This window comes from Brevibacterium antiquum CNRZ 918, from assembly GCF_900169145.1.
Taxonomy (GTDB): domain Bacteria; phylum Actinomycetota; class Actinomycetes; order Actinomycetales; family Brevibacteriaceae; genus Brevibacterium; species Brevibacterium koreense.
Genome location: NZ_FXZD01000008.1, coordinates 133,847 through 153,531, shown reverse-complemented (window position 1 = coordinate 153,531; position 19,685 = coordinate 133,847). Strand labels below are relative to the sequence as shown.

Genomic DNA, 19,685 nt, shown 5'->3' with positions numbered 1-19,685 from the left:
TGTCGACGACCGGCGCGTGCGCCGATCCTCAAGTTTCAGCTCTCAAGCTGACTTGAGAAGTTCACCGTCGTTCTCCTCCGGCACCATCGTATCCTGCCGCATGAATCCTCAGATGGTCGCCCCGGCAGACAGTGACGGAGGTCGATCGCGGCCCGACCACACCCGTTCTGAGCCCACCGGACACCCACCCCACCTCCGCCCGGGGCAGCAGTCAGCGTCATAATGGGAGGTGACGACCAGACACAGAAGCGAAGGTGCTGACAGTGATTCGAGATATCTCCCCCGAGGGGTCCGACCGTTCGGACCTCGCTGATTCCTCCAGCCGCGGACCCGATGTCCCCGACCCGACGGCCGTGCCGATCAAGCCCGCCGTCAGTGTGCTCATGATCCGTGATGGCAGCACCGGGCTCGAGGTCTTCGTCCAGCACCGGGTGTCGACGATGGATTTTGCCGCCGGCGTCGTCGTCTTCCCCGGCGGCCGCGTCGATCCCATCGATGAGCAGACCGGGGCATCCATCGAGGTCCCCGACCCGCAGACCCATCAGGCAGCGTGGAAGGACTCCACCATCGCCGAGGTGACCGACGGTTGGCGCATCCTGCTCGCCACCGCTGTGCGTGAGGTCGAAGAGGAGACAGGTGCCGTGCTTGACCCGGCGGGGCTGAAGCCGTGGGCGAACTGGGTGACCCCGGCGGGGCGGCCGAAACGATTCGACACCTACTTCTACGCGCTCTCGGCCGGTGACCATGGGTCAGCCCATCATCGGACCACCGAGGCGCATGCAAGCGAATGGATGTCGGTGAGCGAGATTCTGACCGCCGAGACCGAGGAGCGTCTCAAGTTGATGCGCCCGACACTCGTGCTGCTGCGCGAACTCGATACGTTCGACACCGTCGCCGAGGCGGTCGGATCCGACCGGACCATCGACCCGATCCGCCCGGAGTTCCCCGGCAAACACGGCTGAACCGCGGCCGGTCGCCACAGCCGATTCGCTCGCCTCAGCCCTTCGACCTCTTGGCCATGCGAGCCAGCCGTTCTGTGACGACCGCGCGCTGCTCGTCGGTGCCGATGAGCGAGGCCAGCGCCTCCTGCTCCGCATCGAGGCCAGTGGCCAAGTCGGCTTCATAGGAGAGGTCGACGAGTTTCTTCGCCCAGACAAGTGCCGAGCGTGATTTCCCCGCGATGTCGGCGGCAAGTTCGAGTGCCCGCGCGACCGGATCCTCGGCCAGTTCTTCGACGAGACCGATCCGCAGCGCCTCTTCGGCTCCGATGGCCTCACCTGTGGCGATGAGCTTCTTCGCCATTCCGGGCCCGACCAGGCGCGGCAGAAGCTGAGTCCCGCACATGTCCGGAATGATCCCCCATTTGATCTCCATCAGCGAGAGTTGGACGTCGGGGCCGGCGATGCGAATGTCGGTGCCCAATGCGATCTGCATCCCACCGCCGAGAGCCGGGCCTCTGAATCCGGCGATGACGGGCACCTCGATCAGGGACCACACATGCACGGCCTTCTGGGCCAGCGCCCGAGCGGATCCGAGACGCTCACCGACGTCGACGGCGCTGCCGGTCGGTGACGCATTCCCCACCCCCGCCTCGGCGGCGGAAGCGGTTGCCGTGCCCTCATCTGCGAGCCGGGACATTTCGGTGAAGTCCAGCCCGGCACTGAACGCACGCCCGCGACCGGAGAGCACGACGGCCCTGACCTCAGTCGATTCCTTGAGCGCACGGCCGACCTCGACGAGGTCTTCGAATACCTCTCTGGTCAGTGAATTGAGTTTCTCGGCGCGATCGATCTCCACGTGGGCGACGCCCCGATCGATCGTATAGGTGACGTTCGAATGTGCTGCATGGGGCATGAAGTCCTCCGGATCCTAAGCTGAACGAATGATCAGCTGCGTTTCTTGAACCCTATCGAAGCCCCGCTCAGGGTCAAGATCAGAACGGCGAGCAATGAGGTCATGCACATGACGACGACACCCGGCCACGCGAAGCCGGTGAACAGAACCGCCGACAGCCAGGCTCCCAGGCTGGTGCCCAGATAGTAGACGGTGAGGTAGATGGCCGCCGACCGGGTGGAGTCGACACCCGGCCGTGAGGCGCTGGCTGATGCTGATGCACCTGTGTGGCCGAGGAAGAAGCCGCCGGTGAGCAGGGACATGCCGATGATGATCACGGGCAGAGAGTTCACGAGCGTGAGCCCGGCGCCGACAAGCGCCGTGACCATCCCGATCAGCGTCAGCGAGGTGCGCGAGAGCTTCGTGGCCAAGCGCCCGTAATACGTGGTGACGAGCGTGCCGACGAGGTAGATGAGGAAGAACAGGGCGACCGCACCTTCGCTCAGACGCCAGGGATCGTGCTGCAGCCGGGTGCCGAGCATCGTGAAGGACCCACCGAAGACGATCATGCACAGGAAGCCAGTGAGGTAGATTCGCCACAGCCCCGATCCCAGCGGAATGATCGCGCGCCGAGGCGGCTGGACCGAGTCCGCGACCGCCGCGGTGTCCGACTCGACCGCCGAAAACTGCTTAGCCGTCGACGGTTCCACCACGGTCGCCGAGGCTTCCCGTGCAGCGATCGCCCGCGCGGTGGTGAACAGATCGTGGCGGAGCAGCCAGACGACGATGACTCCGAAGACCAGCGAGACTGCCGCGGTGAACGCCAGGCCGCCGTGCCAACCCAGGATCTCAGCGGCAAGACCGGTCAGCAGCCGGGACGAGAGCCCACCGATCGTATTGCCGGCGATGTAGACGCCGATCGCGCCGGGCAGCGCCGCCGCCGGCAGTCGCAGCGAAAGATAGGCCATCGCGGTGGCAGGTACGGCAGCGATCGCCACACCCTGAAGGAAGCGCACGACGATGAGCAGTTCGGGGCTCGGCATGAAGGGCAGAATGAGTGCGAGAAGCGCTGCCAGGACCACGCCGCCGGCGATCTGCCTGGCATGCCCGATGCGCGGGGCGAGCATGGAGAACGGGATGAGGAAGACCGCCATGGCGACGTTGGTGGCGGAGACCGTCAGACTCGCTGTGGGGGCATCGATGTCATAGGCACCACGGATGGCAGGGAGGAGCCCCTGCGTCTCGTAGAGCACGAGGAAGACAGAGACTCCGGCCAAGAACACTGCCACGATGGTTCGCCGAGTACTCGTCGCGCTCGGCTCACCAGTACCCATGAACCCCACGCTATGCCGACACTGAGGAAAACCCCAATGCGCACACACCCATGGGTTTCCTAGGCTGTACTCAGGTCCCCCGCCTGACACCCATCCCTCGGCTCTTCGCGGTACGCCCACTGCACCACGGAGAGCGGCTAAGCATGAGAAGGAGAACACGGTGCCCGTGTCGTCTCTGGCCCCCGAACTGCCGTCCAGCGACCCCCGTCAGCGGCCGGACTCTGTGAACGGGCCCGCGCAGGAACACGCCAATCGTTCCTTCTTCGTCACCTGGATCCTGTCACTGACGCTGGGATTTCTCGGTGCCGACCGCTTCTACACGGGCCGTTTCGCCACCGGCGGGCTCAAGCTCTTGACTCTGGGCGGCTTGGGCCTGTGGTGGATCGTCGACCTCGTCATCGTCATGGCCGGCGGTCTTCGCTATTCCGATCGACCCCTGAGCGGCTATGACTCCTCGAAGGAGATCGCGTGGATCGCGACGGGTCTTCTCCTCATCATCGGCTATTCCCTGCGGCTGGACCAGGTCATCGCTGGGCTGCTGACCCAGCCTTTCTGAGCGCATCGACCATGGCCAGGACACCAGTTGTCCTGCCGACATAGCACCTTGCTGCTCTGAGGACACGCCGCCGTGCACGTTTCCCGGAATTTAGCCCACCCTTTCCTGAAATCCCCGTCTTCTCGGTCTAGGCTCGCATCAAGTACAGACCGAGGAGGCTCAATGCAACGACAATTCCCCAGGGTTCGTCTGGTCAGCAATGACTCGACTGGAAAGCGGGTGGCTCAGGCCGCCGCAGCCGTCTCAGCGCTCGGGCTCGGCGCCCTCTCCGCCTGGGACATGACCCAGAAGAAGCATTCGATTCTGCGCAACTACCCGATCGCGGGCCACGCACGGTTCCTGCTGGAATCGATTCGTCCCGAGATCCAGCAGTACTTCATCGAACGGAATTGGGATGGGCGCCCGTTCAGCCGTGACACCCGCACGACGATCTACGAACGCGCCAAGGGCAAGCACTCAGAACATGCCTTCGGCACCGAACATGACGTCAACCGCACGGGCTATGAAGCCCTCATGCACTCCGCGGTTCCGATCACCAATTCCCCGACCCCGCCCCGGGTGCGAATCGGCGGCAAGGACTGCACACAGCCCTATGACATCTCTCTGCTCAACGTCTCGGCCATGAGCTTCGGGTCGCTGAGCAACAACGCGGTGCGCGCCTTGAATAAGGGTGCCGCCATGGGCGGCTTCGCCCACGACACCGGGGAGGGTTCGATCTCGCCCTACCACCAGGAGTTCGGCGGCGACCTGATCTGGGAACTGGGCACCGGGTACTTCGGTTCCAGAAGGCCCGACGGCGAATTCGACCCGGAGGTCTTCGCCAGGAAGTCACAGGACCCGCAGGTCAAGATGGTCTCACTCAAGCTCTCCCAGGGCGCCAAGCCCGGCATCGGCGGTGTCCTGCCGGGACCGAAGGTCACCGAGGAGATCGCGGAGATCCGCGGCATCCCCGTCGGCAAGACCTGTGTGAGTCCACCGAATCACCGGGTGTTCTCCACGCCGATCGAGCTTCTGCAGTTCATCGCGAAGATGCGCGAGCTCTCCGGCGGCAAGCCCGCCGGCTTCAAGCTCTGCGTGGGTTCGCGCACCGAGTTCCTCGCCATCTGCAAGGCGATGGTCGAAACCGGGATCACGCCGGACTTCATCATCGTCGACGGTTCCGAGGGCGGCACCGGTGCGGCGCCACTGGAGTTCGAGGACCACGTCGGCCTGCCGCTGACGCAGGGCCTGATGATCGTGCACAATGCGCTCATGGGTGCGGGCCTGCGCGATCAGATCAAGGTCGGCGCGTCCGGGAAGATCGCAAGCGGCTCCGATATCGTCAAGCGCCTCATCCAGGGCGCGGATTTCACGAACTCGGCCCGTGCCATGATGATGGCCGTCGGCTGCATCCAGGCTCAGGTCTGCCACACGGGCAAGTGCCCCGTCGGCGTGGCCACGCAGGATCCTCGCCGGGCCCGCGCCATCGATGTCCCCGACAAGTCGACCCGTGTGAAGAACTACCATGCGAGCACCGTCGCCGAGGCTGTGCGCCTGATGGCATCAATGGGGGCAACGCACCCGGACGAGCTGGAGCCCACGATGCTGCGCCGCAACGTCTCGGCGTCCGAGTCGTGGTCCTATGCCCGACTCTACGACTGGCTCAAGCCCGGCAAACTGCTCGACGGCGCTCCCGACGACTGGGCCGATGACTGGGAGACGGCCCAAGCCGACTCCTTCGCCATCCCGCACGGCCACAGCCGCTGAGTCACCCGAGCTGCAACCCGAGATGCGGCCCGAGATGCGGCCCGAACTGGATTCAACTGACGAGACAGGAGACCGCCATGACAACCCTCGTTCTGCTCCATTCCGCGTTGGGCAAGACTCCCGGCATCGATGCGATCGCCGAGCGCTACACCACTGCGGGCCATAGCGTGGTCGCCCCCGACTTCTATGAGGGGCACACGTTCACCTCGGCCGATGCAGGGGTCGGCCACGCGCAAGAGGTCGGGTTCTCACGGCTCGTCGATCGGGTGACCGCGGCGTGTGCTGATCTGCCGGATGAGATTGTGTTCGCCGGCCTCTCACTCGGGGCCGGCATCGCCCAGCAGATGGGCAAGAACGATTCACGTGCACGCGGTGCGCTCCTCTTCCACGGTGGCGGCTTCCCCAAGCCGACACGGTGGCAGGAGGATGTGCCCGTCCAGATCCACTTCGCCGTCGACGACGAGTGGCGGGATGCGGGAACACCGGAGACCCTGATGGAATCAGCCGCCCGAGCAGGTGCCCAGGCGGAGTACTTCCTCTACCCGGGAGCGACCCATCTCTTCAGCGACCCACTGGTCGACGACTATCGCGAGGACAGTGCGCAGCTGCTCCTCGACCGCAGTCTGGCGTTCCTCGAACGGGTCTGACTCCCACGACTCGCCCCACCCCAACGAACCACCCAAGCAACCAAGCAACCAACTTCGAGAGCAGATCGCAGCGCCGAGGGCCGACCGCAGCGGCCAAGGCCGACTCCCTGAAGTCGCCCGTCGCCGCTGCGGTCTGCTCTCGGCGATTGCGTGGCCGCAGGCAGGGCGGAATCGGCGAACGCCTTAGTGTCGTTTCGTGCCTTTTCATTGCGTTTAATGCGTCTTGATGTCATTATCGTTAAATGGTTCAGGTTTACATGAAGCAGGATCTGCTCAGATTCGGCTTGACCGACGACGATGTCCGCCGGGCGCAGCAATGTTGTCTGCGAAAGATTCGGCGTGGGCATTATGCCGTGGCCCGTCCTTGCAGTTCACCGCAACATGCCATTCTGCACTCGTCTGCCACTGCCGAGCCGATCGCCTATCCCCAGGCCTTCGGCGACATCCGAGATCGAAGTGAAAGCCTCAAGCCTTTGATTCGCTCGCGACTGGATGAACTCCGCTCCGGTGACGTCTACTCCCACATCTCTGCTGCACTGATTCACGGCATTTATCCGCCCTTCCCGGCGACCGACCAAGCTGAGATCATCCGCCGCGGATATCATGAGAACTTCACGACGCTGCGCATCTACGACCGCACGGTTCCGCTGGCGGACCGAACCACCGTCGGCGAATTTGCCGTCACAGATCTGTCGCGCACGCTCTCCGATATCGCTCACGACTACCCGTTGGAGATATCGGTCCCGATGATCTCCGAGGCCCTTCGGGTCAGGGATATCAGCAAGCCTGAGCTTCTCGATCAGATGAAGATACGTCGAAGAGGCTGCAGAGCTGCGAAACAAGGCCTGGAACTGTCTGATCCGCTGCACGAGTCCCAGGGCGAGTCACTCTGTGCGGTGAAATTCCACAGATTCTCCATCCCAGACATGATCCCGCAGGTGACGGCGCACGATCGCGCAGGGAAATTTCTCGGCAGATGCGGCTTCAAACACGCAAGACTCCCCCTAATCGTGGAGTTCCATGGACTGGGGAAGTACTACCTCAACGAGAATGGACCGGATCGAGCAAGCAAGGACAACCACGCTCGGCACATGCGACTCACCAATGCCGGTTTCACGGTGTTCAATTTGGTCTGGGCCGACCTGTTCCCCAGTGACATGTTTTCTGCGATAAAAAAGCACATTGCCGAAAGCCGACCGCACCATCGAGGGCAGACTCCCTGAGGTCGGCCCTCGACGGTGAGGTCTGCCCTCGACGGTGAGGTCTGCCCTCGACGTGGCGCGGGCGATGATCGCCGGGTATCTGGCGGGTGCGAAATCGCTCCTGGCTTGAGGTCGACAGCTGAGGTCGACAGCTGAGGTCGACAGCTGAGGGCGGCACCCGGGCGCTATCGCTCAGGACAGTCGGACGCTATCGTTTCAGTCCATCACCAGGCCGTTGTCGACGACGAGGTTCTGGCCCGTCACCGCACGTGAGGCTGGTGAAGCGAAGAACACCACCGCCGAGGCGAATTCCTCCGGAGTCGTCACATGGCCCAGCGGAGTCTGTGCCGCGATCTGGTCGAAGACCTCCTCCGGGGTCGCCGAGGAGGCATCTGTGGTGCGCAGCAGACCGCCGGAGACCATGTTCACCCGAACTCCGGACGGCCCGAGATCCTTGGCAAAGGTCCTGGTCAGCGACAGCAGCGCCGCCTTGGCTGCGGTGTAGTCGTGGTAGGGCACGACCGGGTTCTGGACGAGGTTGGACCCGATGTTGATGACCCGCCCGGAGCCGATCTTGCGGAATCCGCTCATCGCGGCCTGGACGGTGTTGAGGGCGGCACCGACGGCACCACGGAACTGATCTGTGAAATCGGAGAAGTCGATCTCATCCGCCGGCTGCCTTTCGTCACCATTGAAGGAGAAATCGACGAGGGCATTGTTGACCACGGTCGATACGGGAGCCCCGAACTCCTCCTGCGCCGTCCTGAACATCGCATCGACGGCTCGTGAATCGGTGACATCGGCCTCGACGGCCACGGCACGTCCGCCTCGGGCACGGACCGCCTCGGCAAGCTCCTCCGCGGCTTCGACGGAGTAGCGATAGTTGATGACAAGCGCCGATTCCTCATGTGCGAAGGCCTTCGCGATTGATGATCCAACCCCGCGTCCAGCCCCGGTGATGAGGACGACCTGCTGGTCCAAGGGCATGGCCGATGTCGTGAATGCCTGGGCGTTGCTCATCGCGATTCTCCTTCGAAGGCTGGGCGGTCCTCGACGATTCCGAGGTCATATCCGATCGTGATCTCACCCTACCCGCGCGGTGCGGCACCGACGCCATCCCCGGGTGCGACCTCGCCCGCCGCCGGGTATATTGCGGGGCTCAAACGTGATTACCTGGCCAATCCTCCTTAGACTGAGCACACGACCATCGTTGCCCATCCCCAGGAAGTCCCCCATGAGCGAGCTCGGCGCCAGCATCTCAATCGGAGTCCTCGCAGCACTCGTCGTGCTCATCGTCTACCTCATCGCGTCTCGAATCGGCAGATGGCAACCGGCTCCGCAGCGTCGACCCCAGGGCGGGCAGACGCCGCAACAGCCCGGGTACGCCCCCGGTGGGCACGGCCAGCAGGGTTCGGGGCCGGGCGCACGACCGCGAGGCGGCTCCTACGACCAGCCAACGCGCGCCTACAACCAGCCGACTCAGGCCTACGACCAGCCGACGCGCGCCTACAACCAGCCCGAACGCGTCTATGGAATGGCCGAAGACGAGACTCGTGTGCTGCCGGCGACCGGGGCCGACACCGATTCGCGCGCCACGAAGGCGGAGCTGAGAGACAACATCGGACAGTCGGGTCAGATGGTCGAGGCGAACCGGCGCGCGGCCACCTCGGCCAACGGTGACACTCTGGCGGTGTTCACGTATATCTTCGGCGCCGCCCTCATCGCCGTCATCGCGTTCGTGTTCTTCAACAATCTGCTCCTCCCCGCTACGGTCGGCGCCCTGGCCGGCGCGATCATCTGCGTGGCGTTGGCATCGACCTACACGCTGAAGTCCCTCGAATTCTGGCCGGACAATTCGACGATCACGATCATCAACCTCCTCGTGGCCCTGGCCGCCGCTGTCGCCATGTTCATCGGCGCAGAGCAGACCGAGCGCGACGGATTCACCCTGGGCCGCATCACCGATTCCTTCGACGCGCTGCCCTTCAGCGAAGGATTCACCGGCTTCGCCACCGCCATCGCCGATCGCGTCGTCGAGTTCTTCCGCGAGTTCGGGTTCATGGGATTCATCTTCCTTCTCCTCATGGGCGTCGGCTGCATCATCGTCTTCACTCTGGCAGCGAAGTCGCTCATCGACGTCATGGACTGGCGCATCTTCGTTCAGTTCGGACGCTTCGTCACCGACCGCCCCATGTCCCATTCGCGTGCCGTTCGCTTCCAATCCTCTAAGGTCTCGCACACGGTGACGTCGATCATTCTGGCCGGGATCGCGGTCCTCTGCGCGACCGGAATGGCCTATGACGGATTCACCTGGTTCACTCGCTGAGAAACAATTCAGCCTCGGGGATATAAGATAGTCTCCGGACTTCCTCCGTCGCGGCGCACCTCAAGGGCGCGTTGCATCGGCCCTCAGCAGACGACGACGAACGACCCGCAAAGGGATGAGAACCTCAATTGGCGAATGGCAACGCAACATTCCGGCACTCGAACGTGGCGCTTCTCGGCCTGACCGAGATCCTCGCCCCCAACGTTGTGACCTCTCAAGAATTCGACGAGCGCCTCGCCGACACCCTGTCTACCCTCAATCTGCCCACTGGTCTTCTCCAACGCGTCGCCGGTGTCAACGCACGCCGCAATTGGGATGAGCCGAGCCAGTTCGCCGATGGCGCGATCGCCGCCGGCAAGAAGGCCCTCGCCGAGGCTGGGGTCTCCCCCGACTCGATCGGACTGATGGTCAACACTTCGGTCACGCGTGAGCACCTCGAACCCTCCGTGGCCGTCGGCGTCCACGCCGGCATCGGCTTGGGCTCGCGGGCGATGAACTTCGACATCGCCAACGCCTGCCTGGGCTTCGTCAACGGAATGACCCTGGCCGCGAACATGATCGACGCCGGCCAGATCGAATACGCCCTCGTTGTCGCCGGTGAAGACGCCTCCCGCGTCCAGGAGGCCACGCTGCGTCGGCTGACCCGCCCGGGCATCAGCCGCGAGGAGTACCTCAACGAGTTCGCTTCCCTGACGCTGGGATCCGGTGCCTCCGCCGCGGTCCTCGGGCCAGCCGACAAGCATCCGAACGGCCACCGCATCCTCGGCGGCATCACCCGGGCCGCCACTCAGCACCACGAACTGTGCGTGGGGGATCACAACGGAATGTTCACCGACACCAAGGGCCTGCTGGCCGGGGGCATGGAACTCGTCGTCGCCGCGTGGGAGGAAGCCCATGAAGATGGATGGGACTGGCGCGAGATGGATCGCTACATCATGCACCAGGTCTCCGACGTACACGTCAATTCGATCACGAAAGCCGCGAATCTCGATCCCGATCGAATTCCGGTCACCTATCCTGAACTGGGCAATGTGGGACCGGCTTCCCTGCCGATCACGCTCAGCCGTGAGGCATCACACCTCAAACGCGGCGACCGCATCCTGTGCATGGGAGTCGGGTCGGGACTCAACACTGCAATGACCGAAATCGAGTGGTAGAGGTTCAATGAGATTTCCTGCACGGCCGGCTCAGGCTCCCCCGAAGCTGCCCGAGTGGGACCCCGCCTGGTCCCGAATCGTCGAGGCCAAGACACCCGAGGGACCTCATTCCTTCCACGTCCTCGACACCCTCGAGGTGCTGCGCACCAACGGGCTCGAACCCAGCGGCACAATACTTGCACTCCACGGCAATCCGACCTGGTCGTACCTGTGGCGACACCTTGCCCAGGCGACTGTGGACACAGCCCGGTCCGGTGGACGTGTGTGGCGGCTCATCGCCCCCGACCAGCTCGACATGGGCTTCTCCGAGCGGCTGGCCCATAATTCGCTGCCAACTCCTCACGGCGCCGAGGTGCGCCGCATGTCCCAGCGCATCGATGACTTCGACGCCGTCGTCACCCCTCTTCTCGCCGAGGTGGCAAGCAGTGCCGCGCCCCAGGACGGGGTTGCAGACGCCGCGAGCACCGGGCGCAACGGGGCTGCGTCCGCCGACACAGCTGCATCCGCCGAACATCCGATCGTGACGATCGGTCATGACTGGGGAGGCGTCCTGTCCCTGGGGTGGGCAGCACGCAACGCCGATCGCGTGTCCGCCTCGATCAGCCTGAACACGGCCGTCCACCAACCCGAGGATGCGCCGATCCCAGCACCTCTGCGGGCAACATTGGCCGGACCCATGCTGCCGACTGCCACTGTGGTCACCGACGGGTTCCTGCGGGTGACGATGAGCCTCGGCGATCTCGATCCCGAGATCAAGGATGCGTTCCGCTCCCCGTATGAGAGTGCCTCCCGACGCCACGGGATCGGTGGGTTCGTCGCCGACATCCCCGTCGATGAGAGCCACCCGTCCTATTCCGAGCTGCAGCGCGTGGGCGCCGACATCGCGGCCTTCGATCATCCTGCCCTCCTGGTGTGGGGACCGAAGGACCCGGTCTTCCTTGAGCGCTATCTGCGCGATCTGCGTCAGCGCCTGCCCCAGGCCGACGTGCACCGCTTCGAACTGGGCTCGCACCTGGTCAGCGAGGACTACGACGTGGCCGGCGTCGTCACCGACTGGCTTGAGACACAGTTCCCCGCCGGCGGCACCGGAGCGAATGCCCCTTCGGACGCGACCGCTGCGTCTGAGGCAACCGTTGCAGAGAACGCGACCGCCGCCCCTGCCCGTGGGGTGACATCGATCCTGGACGCACGCCACGATGACGAAGCCATCGCCTCGGTGGACTTCGCACAGACCCCGGCGCAGCAGATCACCTGGCGCCACCTCTGGCACGTGACGACGAGCATCGCGGGCGGTCTGCTCGAACTCGGCGTGCGTCCCGGCGATCGAGTCTCCATGCTCGTCCCGCCCGGCAACAACCTCACCGCGGCCCTCTACGCCTGCCTGAAGATCGGCGCAGTCGCCGTCGTCGCCGATGCCGGGCTCGGGCCGAAGGGCATGACCCGGGCGACGAGCTCGGCGGATCCGCAGTGGATCATCGGGGAACTGCCGGGACTCGGCCTTGCCCGTGCCTTCAACTGGCCGGGCCGCCGCATCTCCGTGTCCCCTTTGGGCTCGGTGGCGGCCAAACTATTCAAGGTCGAGACCAGCCTGACAGCACTCTCGCGCACCACACACCACGCGCAGCTGCCCACTCCGGCAGCCACCGACGATGCGGCGATCCTCTTCACCTCCGGATCGACGGGACCAGCCAAGGGCGTGCGCTACACCCACGGCGACATCTCCGCCCTCGCGGCAGTTCTGACCCGAGTCTTCGACGTACGCGAAGGTACCGGCCTGGTCGCCGGCTTCCCGCCCTTCGCCCTTCTGGGACCGGCCATCGGGGCCACCTCGGTGACTCCGGACATGTCTGTGACCAAACCGAAGACGCTGACAGCCAGCGCCATCTCCGATGCGATCATCGCCGGTCATTCCACGATGGTCTTCGCCTCACCCGCCGCGTACAAGAACGTCGCGGCCACTGCCTCCGACCTGGATGAGGAGCAGAAGGCCGCATGTGCACGGGTCGAACTCGTGCTCTCTGCGGGGGCACCCGTGCCCCTGGGACTGATGGATTCCATCGCCGAGGTGTTCCCGAACGCGAGCATCCACTCCCCGTATGGGATGACCGAGGGCCTCCTGCTCACCGGCATCGACCATGCCGGTGTCAGGGCGGCAGATGCCACGCCCAACCTCGGCGTGTGCGTGGGCCGACCCATAGACGGCGTCGAACTGGCGCTGGCCCCGATCGACGACTCAGGTTCGGCTGCAGATGTGCTGGAACGAGGCGTTGATGCTCAGGGTCACTTGGGTGAATTCGTCGTCAGCGCCGCCCATATCAAGTCCGGCTACGACAACCTCTGGGCCACCACTGCCGCCTCGGCTCGGGATGACCTGGAGGGTCGGACATGGCACCGGACGAACGACATCGGCCACATCGACGCCGCGGGCCGCGTCTGGCTCGAAGGTCGTCTGCAGCATGCGGTCACCACGCCTCGCGGACCGGTGGGCCCCGGTGGCCTTGAGGCCCTCATCGATTCCGACGAGCAGGTCAGTCGCTCTTCGATCGTGGGCATCGGCCCGGCCGGAACGCAGTCGCTGGTGGCTGTCCTCGACGCTGAAGGGACCGATCTCTCCCCCGGTCTGGCACCGCTGGACCTGACGTCGAGGCTGCGGGAGCTGGTTGCCGAGGTTCTCGGTCACGACCTCACCGCGGTCCTCGTCGCCCCCATGTTCCCGACCGACATCCGCCACAATTCGAAGATCGACCGATCCCGCCTGGCGACCTGGACCGATCACGTCCTGTCCGGCGGTTCGGTGCGCACCAAGGTCTGAGGAGTTCCTATGAAGATCACCGTCACCGGCGCCTCCGGACTCCTGGGTTCGTCCGTCGCTCGCGCACTGGTGGCCGGCGGCCACCAGGTCACGACTCTGCAGCGCCGGCCCTCCTCGGTGACAGGTGCCCACGACGTCATCGGGTCGGTCACCGATCCGAGCAGTGTCGCCGAAGCCCTCACCGGCGCCGAGGCGGTTGTGCATTTGGCGGCGAAGGTATCGATGATGGGCGACCCCAGTGAGTTCGAGGCCGTGAACATCGGAGGTACGCGCACCCTCGTCGATGCTGCTGTGGCAGCCGGTGTGCAGCGTCTGATCCACATCTCTTCCCCGTCGGTGGCCCACACCGGCGACTCGATCATCGGCGAGGGTGCAGGTCCCGCCTCACCCGAGCTGGCGCGCGGTGAGTACGCGCGAACGAAGGCCGCCGGTGAACTCATCGCCCTGGCTGCCGATTCCGAGGACTTCAAGGTCCTCGTCCTGCGCCCGCACCTGATGTGGGGCCCCGGCGACACGCAGCTGACGGAACGTGTCATCGATCGTGCTCGGGCCGGCCGGATGCCGGTGCTCGGATCGGGTGCCCCGCTCGTCGACGCTCTGTTCGTCGACAATGCGGTCGAGGCGATCGTTGCGGCCGTCGACGCCGTCGCGTCCACGCACGGTGAGTCGCTGGTGGTGACGAACGGTCAGCCGCGCCCCATCGGGGAGCTCATGTCACGGATCGCCATCGCCGGTGGCGCTCAGGTGCCAAAACTGCGCATTCCCGTGGGTCCCGCGCTGGCGGCCGGTTCGGTCGTGGAGAAACTGTGGGATCTGGGCGAGCATGATGACGAGCCGCCCCTGACGAGGTTCTTGGCCGAGCAGCTCTCAACGGCGCACTGGTTCGACCAGCGTCGCACCCAGGAGGTTCTGGGGTGGAAGCCGCGGGTCAGCATCGAGGAGGGGCTGGAGCTCCTCGCCGCTCACTACGCGAAATAGGTGCAGTCGGCGCACGGACCTCGCGGCGCTTAGCGTTTCGAGTTGGGTTCTTCGGCCGTGGACTCGTCGCCTGCGGGATCATCATCGGAGGCCCCCTCGGTGCCTGCCGACTCTGCGTCTTCCAGCGAGTCGACGGAGACTCCCGGCTCTCCGGTCGGAGGGCTCTCCAGTGATGATCCCGTTGCCTGTTCGTCGTACTCCTCGGGTGCAAGAGTCTCCGGCTCGTCAAGAGTCTCCGGCTCGTCCTGGGCGACGTCGCTCTCGTTCAGCTGGTCTCGCGAATCGTCACCGTCATCCGGCTCTGCCTCGATCGAAGACTCCCCAGCTTCCGCTGACGTGTCGTCCTCCCCTGCCGAGCGCACCGGCGGGGCCGCTGCCACAGGAGTCTCATCGGCCGAATTCGCTTCTGGCACAGCGGTCTGAGCTGCACTCTTCGCCTCGGTGCCCTCGCCTTCAGCCTTCGGCTCCGTGGCTCTGTCGTCTGATTCGTTGTCGTCGAGGCTCACACCCGCTTCGGCGGCTAAGCGAGAGCGACGCTCGGCGCGTGCAGTCGCACGCTCCTCCTCGCTCATCGCCGGCTTTGCCCGTGCGGCATCCTTATGGCTGGGTTTGACGACTTCCCAGATCAGGAGAACGACTACCATCGTGATTCCGACGGTGGCGCCCATCGACAGCGAACCCCAGGGGCGCGGCATCGAGAAGATTCCGGTGAAGGAATTGACCCCGAACAGAGCGCCGATGCCGATGACGAATGCAACAAGATATCTCATGCCCCCATTGTGCCCTGTCAACGCAGGCAATCACCGAAAGCCGCCACAATACCTGTCGTGACACACCCGCGTCTGCTGCCGACGAGCATGGTCAACGACATCGTCTTCAGTGCAGAAACGACTCGTACAAAACCGACCGGGACCACACACGATCCTCCACCCTCCTCGGCAGGTCACGTGCCATGCGTCACAATGGAACCATGAACACGATCGCACAGGACCAATCCCCCAGCTACAACGATGTCATCGCTGCCATCGATGCCGATCCTGAGAAGTTCTGGCTCGACCAGGCCACGAGGCACATCGATTGGGTCACCGAACCGACTCGGGCCGTCGATGGCGCCAACGCCCCGATCTACCGGTGGTTCCCCGACGGCGAACTCAACGTGTGCTTCAACGCCGTCGACCGCCATGTGGCAGCCGGGCGCGGAGATCAGGCGGCCATCATCTATGACTCGCCTGTCATCGACACGATTCGTACGATCACGTACTCGGAACTCCTCGGCGAGGTCTCCCGCTTCGCCAGGGCTCTGTCTGACAAGGGCGTGGTCAAGGGCGATCGGGTCATCATCTATATGCCAATGGTCCCCGAAGCTGCCGTCGCCATGCTGGCCTGCGCTCGCATCGGCGCGATTCATTCGGTGGTCTTCGGCGGCTTCGCGCCCAACGAGTTGGCTGTTCGCATCGACGACACCTCCCCGAAAGCCATCATCTCCACCTCGTGCGGGGTCGAGAAGAGCCGCATACTCGAATACAAGCCCATGGTTGACGAGGCGATCGACATCGCTGCGAACAAGCCCGAGTTCACCGTCATCGTCCAACGCGACGAGCACCGTTGCGAGATGAGTGAGAACGATGTCGACTACGCCGAACTGCTCGCGAACACTCCCGAAGGCATTGATCCGGTCACCGTCAAGGCCACCGACGAACTCTACGTCCTCTACACTTCCGGCACGACGGGCAAACCGAAGGGCATCGTGCGCGACTCCGGCGGCTACGCGGTGGCATCCGCGTTCTCGATGCCCACCATCTTCGGTCTCAATCCCGGCGATACGATGTTCACCGCTTCCGACGTCGGCTGGGTCGTCGGCCACACCTACATCGTCTACGCCCCGCTCTTGGCCGGAGTCACATCGGTCCTATTCGAGGGCAAACCGATCGGCACCCCCGATGCGGGCACCTTCTTCCGAATCATCGAAGACCACGGGGTCAACGTCCACTTCACGGCCCCGACTGCAATGCGCGTCGTCCGCAAGGAAGACCCGAACGGTGAACTCATCAAGAAGTACGACCTATCCAGCCTGCGAGCCTCATTCCTGGCCGGTGAACGCCTCGACCCGGACACCTATGAGTGGACGACGAACATCCTCGCCGAGGCGACGGGACGAGACATCCCCGTCGTCGACAACTGGTGGCAGACGGAGACCGGTTGGCCGATCGCGGCCAATCCACTCGGCCTCACCCAGTTCCCGCTCAAGGCCGGGTCCCCGACGAAGCCGGTGCCGGGCTTCCATGTCGAAGTCCTCGATCCTTCCGGGAAACCGATGCCGGCCGGCGAGGAGGGCCTCATCGTCATGAAGCTGCCCCTGCCGCCGGGAACGATGACCACCGTCTGGGGCGATGACTCCAGATTCGTGTCCTCATATCTGTCAGCATTCGACGGCTACTACCTCACCGGTGACTCGGGGTACCTCGACGAAGACGGATACGTCTTCGTCATGGGCCGCACCGACGATGTCATCAACGTCGCCGGCCACCGCCTGTCCACGGGTGTGATCGAGGCCGTCATCGCCTCCCATCCTGCGGTCACGGAGACCGCTGTGATCGGTGTTCACGATGACACGAAGGGACAGAGCCCGCGCGCGCTGGTCGTTCTCGGTGATTCCGCCGAGGTGGCCGATCCGGACACGGTCATCGCCGAGCTCGTGGCGCTGGTGCGCAAGGAGATCGGCCCCGTCGCCGCGTTCAAACAGGTTGATATCGTCTCTGCCCTGCCGAAGACTCGGTCGGGGAAGATCCTGCGCAAGACGATGCGGGAGATCGCCGACGGAGTCGACTCACCGGCCGTGCCCTCGACGATCGAGGACCCTGCGGTGCTCGAGGCCCTGGAGTCTGTGCTCCAGCAAGGCTGAGCACTCGTCTCACGCCTGGCAGATGGCTGGCCTCGGTGAGGAGCGGTTCGGTTCAGCCTTCGGCGAGTGCTTTGAGCCCCTCAAGCGACGCCAGCAGCCTCTCGGTCGTCGTCGACTGCGCGCGTGGCAGTCGCTGGGGGTCTCTCAACTCGGTCCAGTCATAGGTTTGGCGAACCAGACTTGAGCGTTCGCCTCTTGCTTCGATCTCCCACGTCCATTTCTGGCCGAACGGTTCACCGCCGACTTCGGAGGGCTTCCAGGCGATGAGCCTGCCCTCCTCGAAGTCGACGATGTGGTTCTCGCGGTCCACGCCCTTGCTCAGAGTGGTGATGAAGGACCCGCTGGCACTGGTCGGCCTCTGCCCCTGAGCGGCTGTGCCCAGGTTGTCGTTGCCGTCCCATTCGGGTTGCCGGACTGGGTCCGCGATGAGCTCGAAGATCTCCGAGGCGGGTGCGGCGATCTCGATTTCCGCACTGACCACTTTGAGAGCCGGGTCGATCGTGTCGAAGATTGAGGCGTCGGAGGCACTGGCTCCATCGCCGGAAGCAGATGAGTTGGATGTCGGTTCGGTCATGGGGTTCCGCCTCTTCGCTGGGGTCCGGTTCCGATAGCAGGTTCGCGCCACCGAAATGCAGTCGCTGTCAGGATACACAGCCTGCCCAGTCCGCGAACTTTTGTGCCATCGAATCCTGAATTGACATGCACTCAGTCCTCGAGTGCCCGTTCCTGACGTTCGGCTCGCAGCTCTGCGGTGCTGAAACGAGTGAACAGCCGCGAAGAATCGCTTGACAGCGACAGCAGCACGGCGACCTGCATGGCAATCGTCATCAGTGCGTACATGTTGGTCGCGAGGTCGCGGTCTCCGGTGAAGTAGTTCGTCATCGACACGATCACGGACACCGTGGAGAGGGTCAGGATCCACAGTCGAGCCCGATTGCTGCCCCGGAACACGGAGATGCTCGCGATCACCTGCAGGCAGCCGATGAGGAGGCTGGCTCCGATGAGAGCTCCCGCCACGATCCGTGTTGCCGTTTCGCCGCCGAAGGTTTCGATGTCAGCACTGCTGTCCACGACCTCGGTGCGCAGTCCGTCCCAGTCAAGCACTGTGCCCAGCACATCCCACGCCTGAAAGATGAGCAGGACCAGGACGAGTGCGGCACCGACGACGGTCTGCAGGGGCCGCCTGTGCCACAGGGTCCTCGTCACCTCTCTGACCGACCGTGCATCGGCGTAGATCTGGGTCGCATCGAGCGCCAGTTCGAGCCGGTCGGGAGAGTCGGACTCGTCGGCAACCACCTCCGTGGCTTCGATGATCGGCAGATCCCCGTCCGTGATGATCGCATCCCCGCCGCCGTTGCGTGAATGGTAACCGGTCGAGAAGTCCTGGATATGCTGGACGACGATCGCGTCATCGGTCGAAGCCACCGTGTCAACGATGTAGTCACGTTCGACATCGGTGTTCTCTTCGATTTTGTGAGTGAACTGCAATGTGAACAGCGAGATCCCGACGCTCTTGTCATACGTGCCCGCCGCCAACCAGTCCGCCTGATGCCCACCGGGCAGCATCCATCCGGTGGGACATTTCCAGAACCGCACATGGTGGCGCTGACCCGGGTCGCCGTCGACCTCCTGCTGATAGGCGAAGTCCTGCCGCCTGCCGAACAGCAGCAGGGGCGACACCGGCGCCTTGGGATAGCTCCGCCTGGTCAGAGTGGATCTGATGATCTCCCAGGTTGAGGCCGGCGTGATGTCATCGGCAAGAATCCAGCCGGCAGCCTTCATGGCGTGATGGATCTGCGTCTCATCGCCGCGCCATGCGAGGTTGACCGGGTCACCGAGCAATCCGTCCGAGGTCCGAGCTCGACCGATGAAGTAGTTCGGAACGTAGATCTGAGAGAGGATGCGATGCAGCCGCGGAAGCGCCAAGTACGAGACCACTCCCCAGAACACAAGCAGGGTCAGCACCTGCCACCACCCCAGAGAAAACCCTTTGAACAGGATCAGCATCGCCAACCACGTTGACGAGGCACCTCCGAAGAGGAAGAAGAGATAGTCGAGGACCCCGGTGACGGTGAAACGGTGGCGCCGGAATGCGAATGGCTGCCTCTGCCGTCTCTTCGGGGAGGCACCTGAGCCGCCGTGCCCCGAATCGGGGCCTGATTCGGGCGTCGCAGTTCCAGAGGTCATAGGCC

The 19,685-nt window shown here is 64.3% G+C and carries 16 protein-coding genes; 10 read left to right on the top strand and 6 right to left on the bottom strand.

The genetic code is table 11. From position 1 onward, the window contains the following. Positions 1 to 263: 263 nt before the first annotated feature. Entirely contained in the window at positions 264 to 962 is a 699-nt protein-coding gene (locus BANT918_RS12675; protein ID WP_101620588.1) for an NUDIX hydrolase, read from the top strand. A 34-nt stretch (positions 963 to 996) separates the two neighbouring features. On the opposite strand, the gene BANT918_RS12670 is transcribed toward BANT918_RS12675, so the two are convergent. Both BANT918_RS12670 and BANT918_RS12665 read right to left on the bottom strand, forming a co-directional pair. Next, positions 997 to 1,854, bottom strand: a complete 858-nt coding sequence (locus BANT918_RS12670) for an enoyl-CoA hydratase-related protein (protein WP_101620587.1) — start codon at positions 1,852 to 1,854, stop codon at positions 997 to 999. A gap of 32 nt (positions 1,855 to 1,886) precedes the next feature. After that, positions 1,887 to 3,167, bottom strand: coding sequence for an MFS transporter (locus BANT918_RS12665; RefSeq protein ID WP_101620586.1), 1,281 nt, complete (start codon positions 3,165 to 3,167; stop codon positions 1,887 to 1,889). A 160-nt stretch (positions 3,168 to 3,327) separates the two neighbouring features. On the opposite strand from BANT918_RS12665, the gene BANT918_RS12660 reads away from it, so the two are divergent. The 4 genes from BANT918_RS12660 to BANT918_RS12645 all read left to right on the top strand — a co-directional run bounded on the left by BANT918_RS12660 (position 3,328) and on the right by BANT918_RS12645 (position 7,339). Beyond that, positions 3,328 to 3,723, top strand: coding sequence for a TM2 domain-containing protein (locus BANT918_RS12660; protein WP_167389467.1), 396 nt, complete (start codon positions 3,328 to 3,330; stop codon positions 3,721 to 3,723). A 162-nt stretch (positions 3,724 to 3,885) separates the two neighbouring features. Beyond that, positions 3,886 to 5,469 (top strand): FMN-binding glutamate synthase family protein, encoded by a 1,584-nt coding sequence (locus BANT918_RS12655; RefSeq protein WP_101620584.1) that lies wholly within the window; start codon positions 3,886 to 3,888, stop codon positions 5,467 to 5,469. A gap of 77 nt (positions 5,470 to 5,546) precedes the next feature. After that, positions 5,547 to 6,116, top strand: a complete 570-nt coding sequence (locus BANT918_RS12650; RefSeq protein ID WP_101620583.1) for a dienelactone hydrolase family protein — start codon at positions 5,547 to 5,549, stop codon at positions 6,114 to 6,116. 257 nt (positions 6,117 to 6,373) lie between these two features. Continuing rightward, on the top strand, positions 6,374 to 7,339 hold the full coding sequence (locus BANT918_RS12645; RefSeq protein WP_233429472.1) for a hypothetical protein: 966 nt from the start codon (positions 6,374 to 6,376) through the stop codon (positions 7,337 to 7,339). A gap of 195 nt (positions 7,340 to 7,534) precedes the next feature. On the opposite strand, the gene BANT918_RS12640 is transcribed toward BANT918_RS12645, so the two are convergent. Continuing rightward, positions 7,535 to 8,338: a 3-oxoacyl-ACP reductase gene (locus tag BANT918_RS12640; RefSeq protein ID WP_208618107.1), complete on the bottom strand. Its 804-nt coding sequence runs from the start codon at positions 8,336 to 8,338 to the stop codon at positions 7,535 to 7,537. Between the two features lie 214 nt (positions 8,339 to 8,552). On the opposite strand from BANT918_RS12640, the gene BANT918_RS12635 reads away from it, so the two are divergent. From BANT918_RS12635 to BANT918_RS12620, 4 genes are all read left to right on the top strand, one after another. Further along, positions 8,553 to 9,644 (top strand): hypothetical protein, encoded by a 1,092-nt coding sequence (locus tag BANT918_RS12635; RefSeq protein WP_101620582.1) that lies wholly within the window; start codon positions 8,553 to 8,555, stop codon positions 9,642 to 9,644. Positions 9,645 to 9,772: 128 nt separating this feature from the next. Further along, the gene (locus BANT918_RS12630) at positions 9,773 to 10,801 is read left to right on the top strand and encodes a 3-oxoacyl-ACP synthase III (protein WP_101620581.1); all 1,029 of its coding nucleotides are present in this window, start codon (positions 9,773 to 9,775) and stop codon (positions 10,799 to 10,801) included. 7 nt (positions 10,802 to 10,808) lie between these two features. Beyond that, positions 10,809 to 13,613, top strand: a complete 2,805-nt coding sequence (locus BANT918_RS12625; protein WP_101620580.1) for an alpha/beta fold hydrolase — start codon at positions 10,809 to 10,811, stop codon at positions 13,611 to 13,613. A gap of 9 nt (positions 13,614 to 13,622) precedes the next feature. Continuing rightward, positions 13,623 to 14,591 carry an NAD-dependent epimerase/dehydratase family protein gene (locus tag BANT918_RS12620; protein WP_101620579.1) on the top strand — a complete coding sequence of 323 codons (969 nt, stop codon included), beginning with the start codon at positions 13,623 to 13,625 and terminating at the stop codon, positions 14,589 to 14,591. A gap of 29 nt (positions 14,592 to 14,620) precedes the next feature. Here BANT918_RS12620 and BANT918_RS12615 read toward each other — a convergent pair whose 3' ends face one another. Next, entirely contained in the window at positions 14,621 to 15,361 is a 741-nt protein-coding gene (locus BANT918_RS12615) for a hypothetical protein (RefSeq protein WP_101620578.1), read from the bottom strand. Between the two features lie 200 nt (positions 15,362 to 15,561). Between BANT918_RS12615 and BANT918_RS12610 the strand changes: the two genes are divergently transcribed. Then, complete coding sequence (locus BANT918_RS12610; RefSeq protein WP_101620577.1) at positions 15,562 to 17,493, top strand: acetate--CoA ligase; 1,932 nt, start codon at positions 15,562 to 15,564, stop codon at positions 17,491 to 17,493. Between the two features lie 52 nt (positions 17,494 to 17,545). Here the strand turns inward: BANT918_RS12610 and BANT918_RS12605 are convergent, their stop codons facing one another. Both BANT918_RS12605 and BANT918_RS12600 read right to left on the bottom strand, forming a co-directional pair. Next, positions 17,546 to 18,067, bottom strand: a complete 522-nt coding sequence (locus tag BANT918_RS12605; RefSeq protein WP_101620576.1) for an SRPBCC family protein — start codon at positions 18,065 to 18,067, stop codon at positions 17,546 to 17,548. A gap of 131 nt (positions 18,068 to 18,198) precedes the next feature. Further along, positions 18,199 to 19,680 carry an LssY C-terminal domain-containing protein gene (locus tag BANT918_RS12600; RefSeq protein ID WP_101620575.1) on the bottom strand — a complete coding sequence of 494 codons (1,482 nt, stop codon included), beginning with the start codon at positions 19,678 to 19,680 and terminating at the stop codon, positions 18,199 to 18,201. Between the last annotated feature and the right edge of the window lie 5 nt (positions 19,681 to 19,685).

Excerpts from the sequence above, each read along its gene's own strand:
- BANT918_RS12670 (WP_101620587.1), bottom strand. The coding sequence starts at position 1,854 with ATGCCCCATGCAGCACATTCGAACGTCACCTATACGATCGATCGGGGC.
- BANT918_RS12665 (WP_101620586.1), bottom strand. The coding sequence starts at position 3,167 with ATGGGTACTGGTGAGCCGAGCGCGACGAGTACTCGGCGAACCATCGTG.
- BANT918_RS12655 (WP_101620584.1), top strand. The coding sequence starts at position 3,886 with ATGCAACGACAATTCCCCAGGGTTCGTCTGGTCAGCAATGACTCGACT.
- BANT918_RS12650 (WP_101620583.1), top strand. The coding sequence starts at position 5,547 with ATGACAACCCTCGTTCTGCTCCATTCCGCGTTGGGCAAGACTCCCGGC.
- BANT918_RS12645 (WP_233429472.1), top strand. The coding sequence starts at position 6,374 with ATGAAGCAGGATCTGCTCAGATTCGGCTTGACCGACGACGATGTCCGC.
- BANT918_RS12640 (WP_208618107.1), bottom strand. The coding sequence starts at position 8,338 with ATGAGCAACGCCCAGGCATTCACGACATCGGCCATGCCCTTGGACCAG.
- BANT918_RS12635 (WP_101620582.1), top strand. The coding sequence starts at position 8,553 with ATGAGCGAGCTCGGCGCCAGCATCTCAATCGGAGTCCTCGCAGCACTC.
- BANT918_RS12625 (WP_101620580.1), top strand. The coding sequence starts at position 10,809 with ATGAGATTTCCTGCACGGCCGGCTCAGGCTCCCCCGAAGCTGCCCGAG.
- BANT918_RS12620 (WP_101620579.1), top strand. The coding sequence starts at position 13,623 with ATGAAGATCACCGTCACCGGCGCCTCCGGACTCCTGGGTTCGTCCGTC.
- BANT918_RS12615 (WP_101620578.1), bottom strand. The coding sequence starts at position 15,361 with ATGAGATATCTTGTTGCATTCGTCATCGGCATCGGCGCTCTGTTCGGG.
- BANT918_RS12610 (WP_101620577.1), top strand. The coding sequence starts at position 15,562 with ATGAACACGATCGCACAGGACCAATCCCCCAGCTACAACGATGTCATC.
- BANT918_RS12605 (WP_101620576.1), bottom strand. The coding sequence starts at position 18,067 with ATGACCGAACCGACATCCAACTCATCTGCTTCCGGCGATGGAGCCAGT.
- BANT918_RS12600 (WP_101620575.1), bottom strand. The coding sequence starts at position 19,680 with ATGACCTCTGGAACTGCGACGCCCGAATCAGGCCCCGATTCGGGGCAC.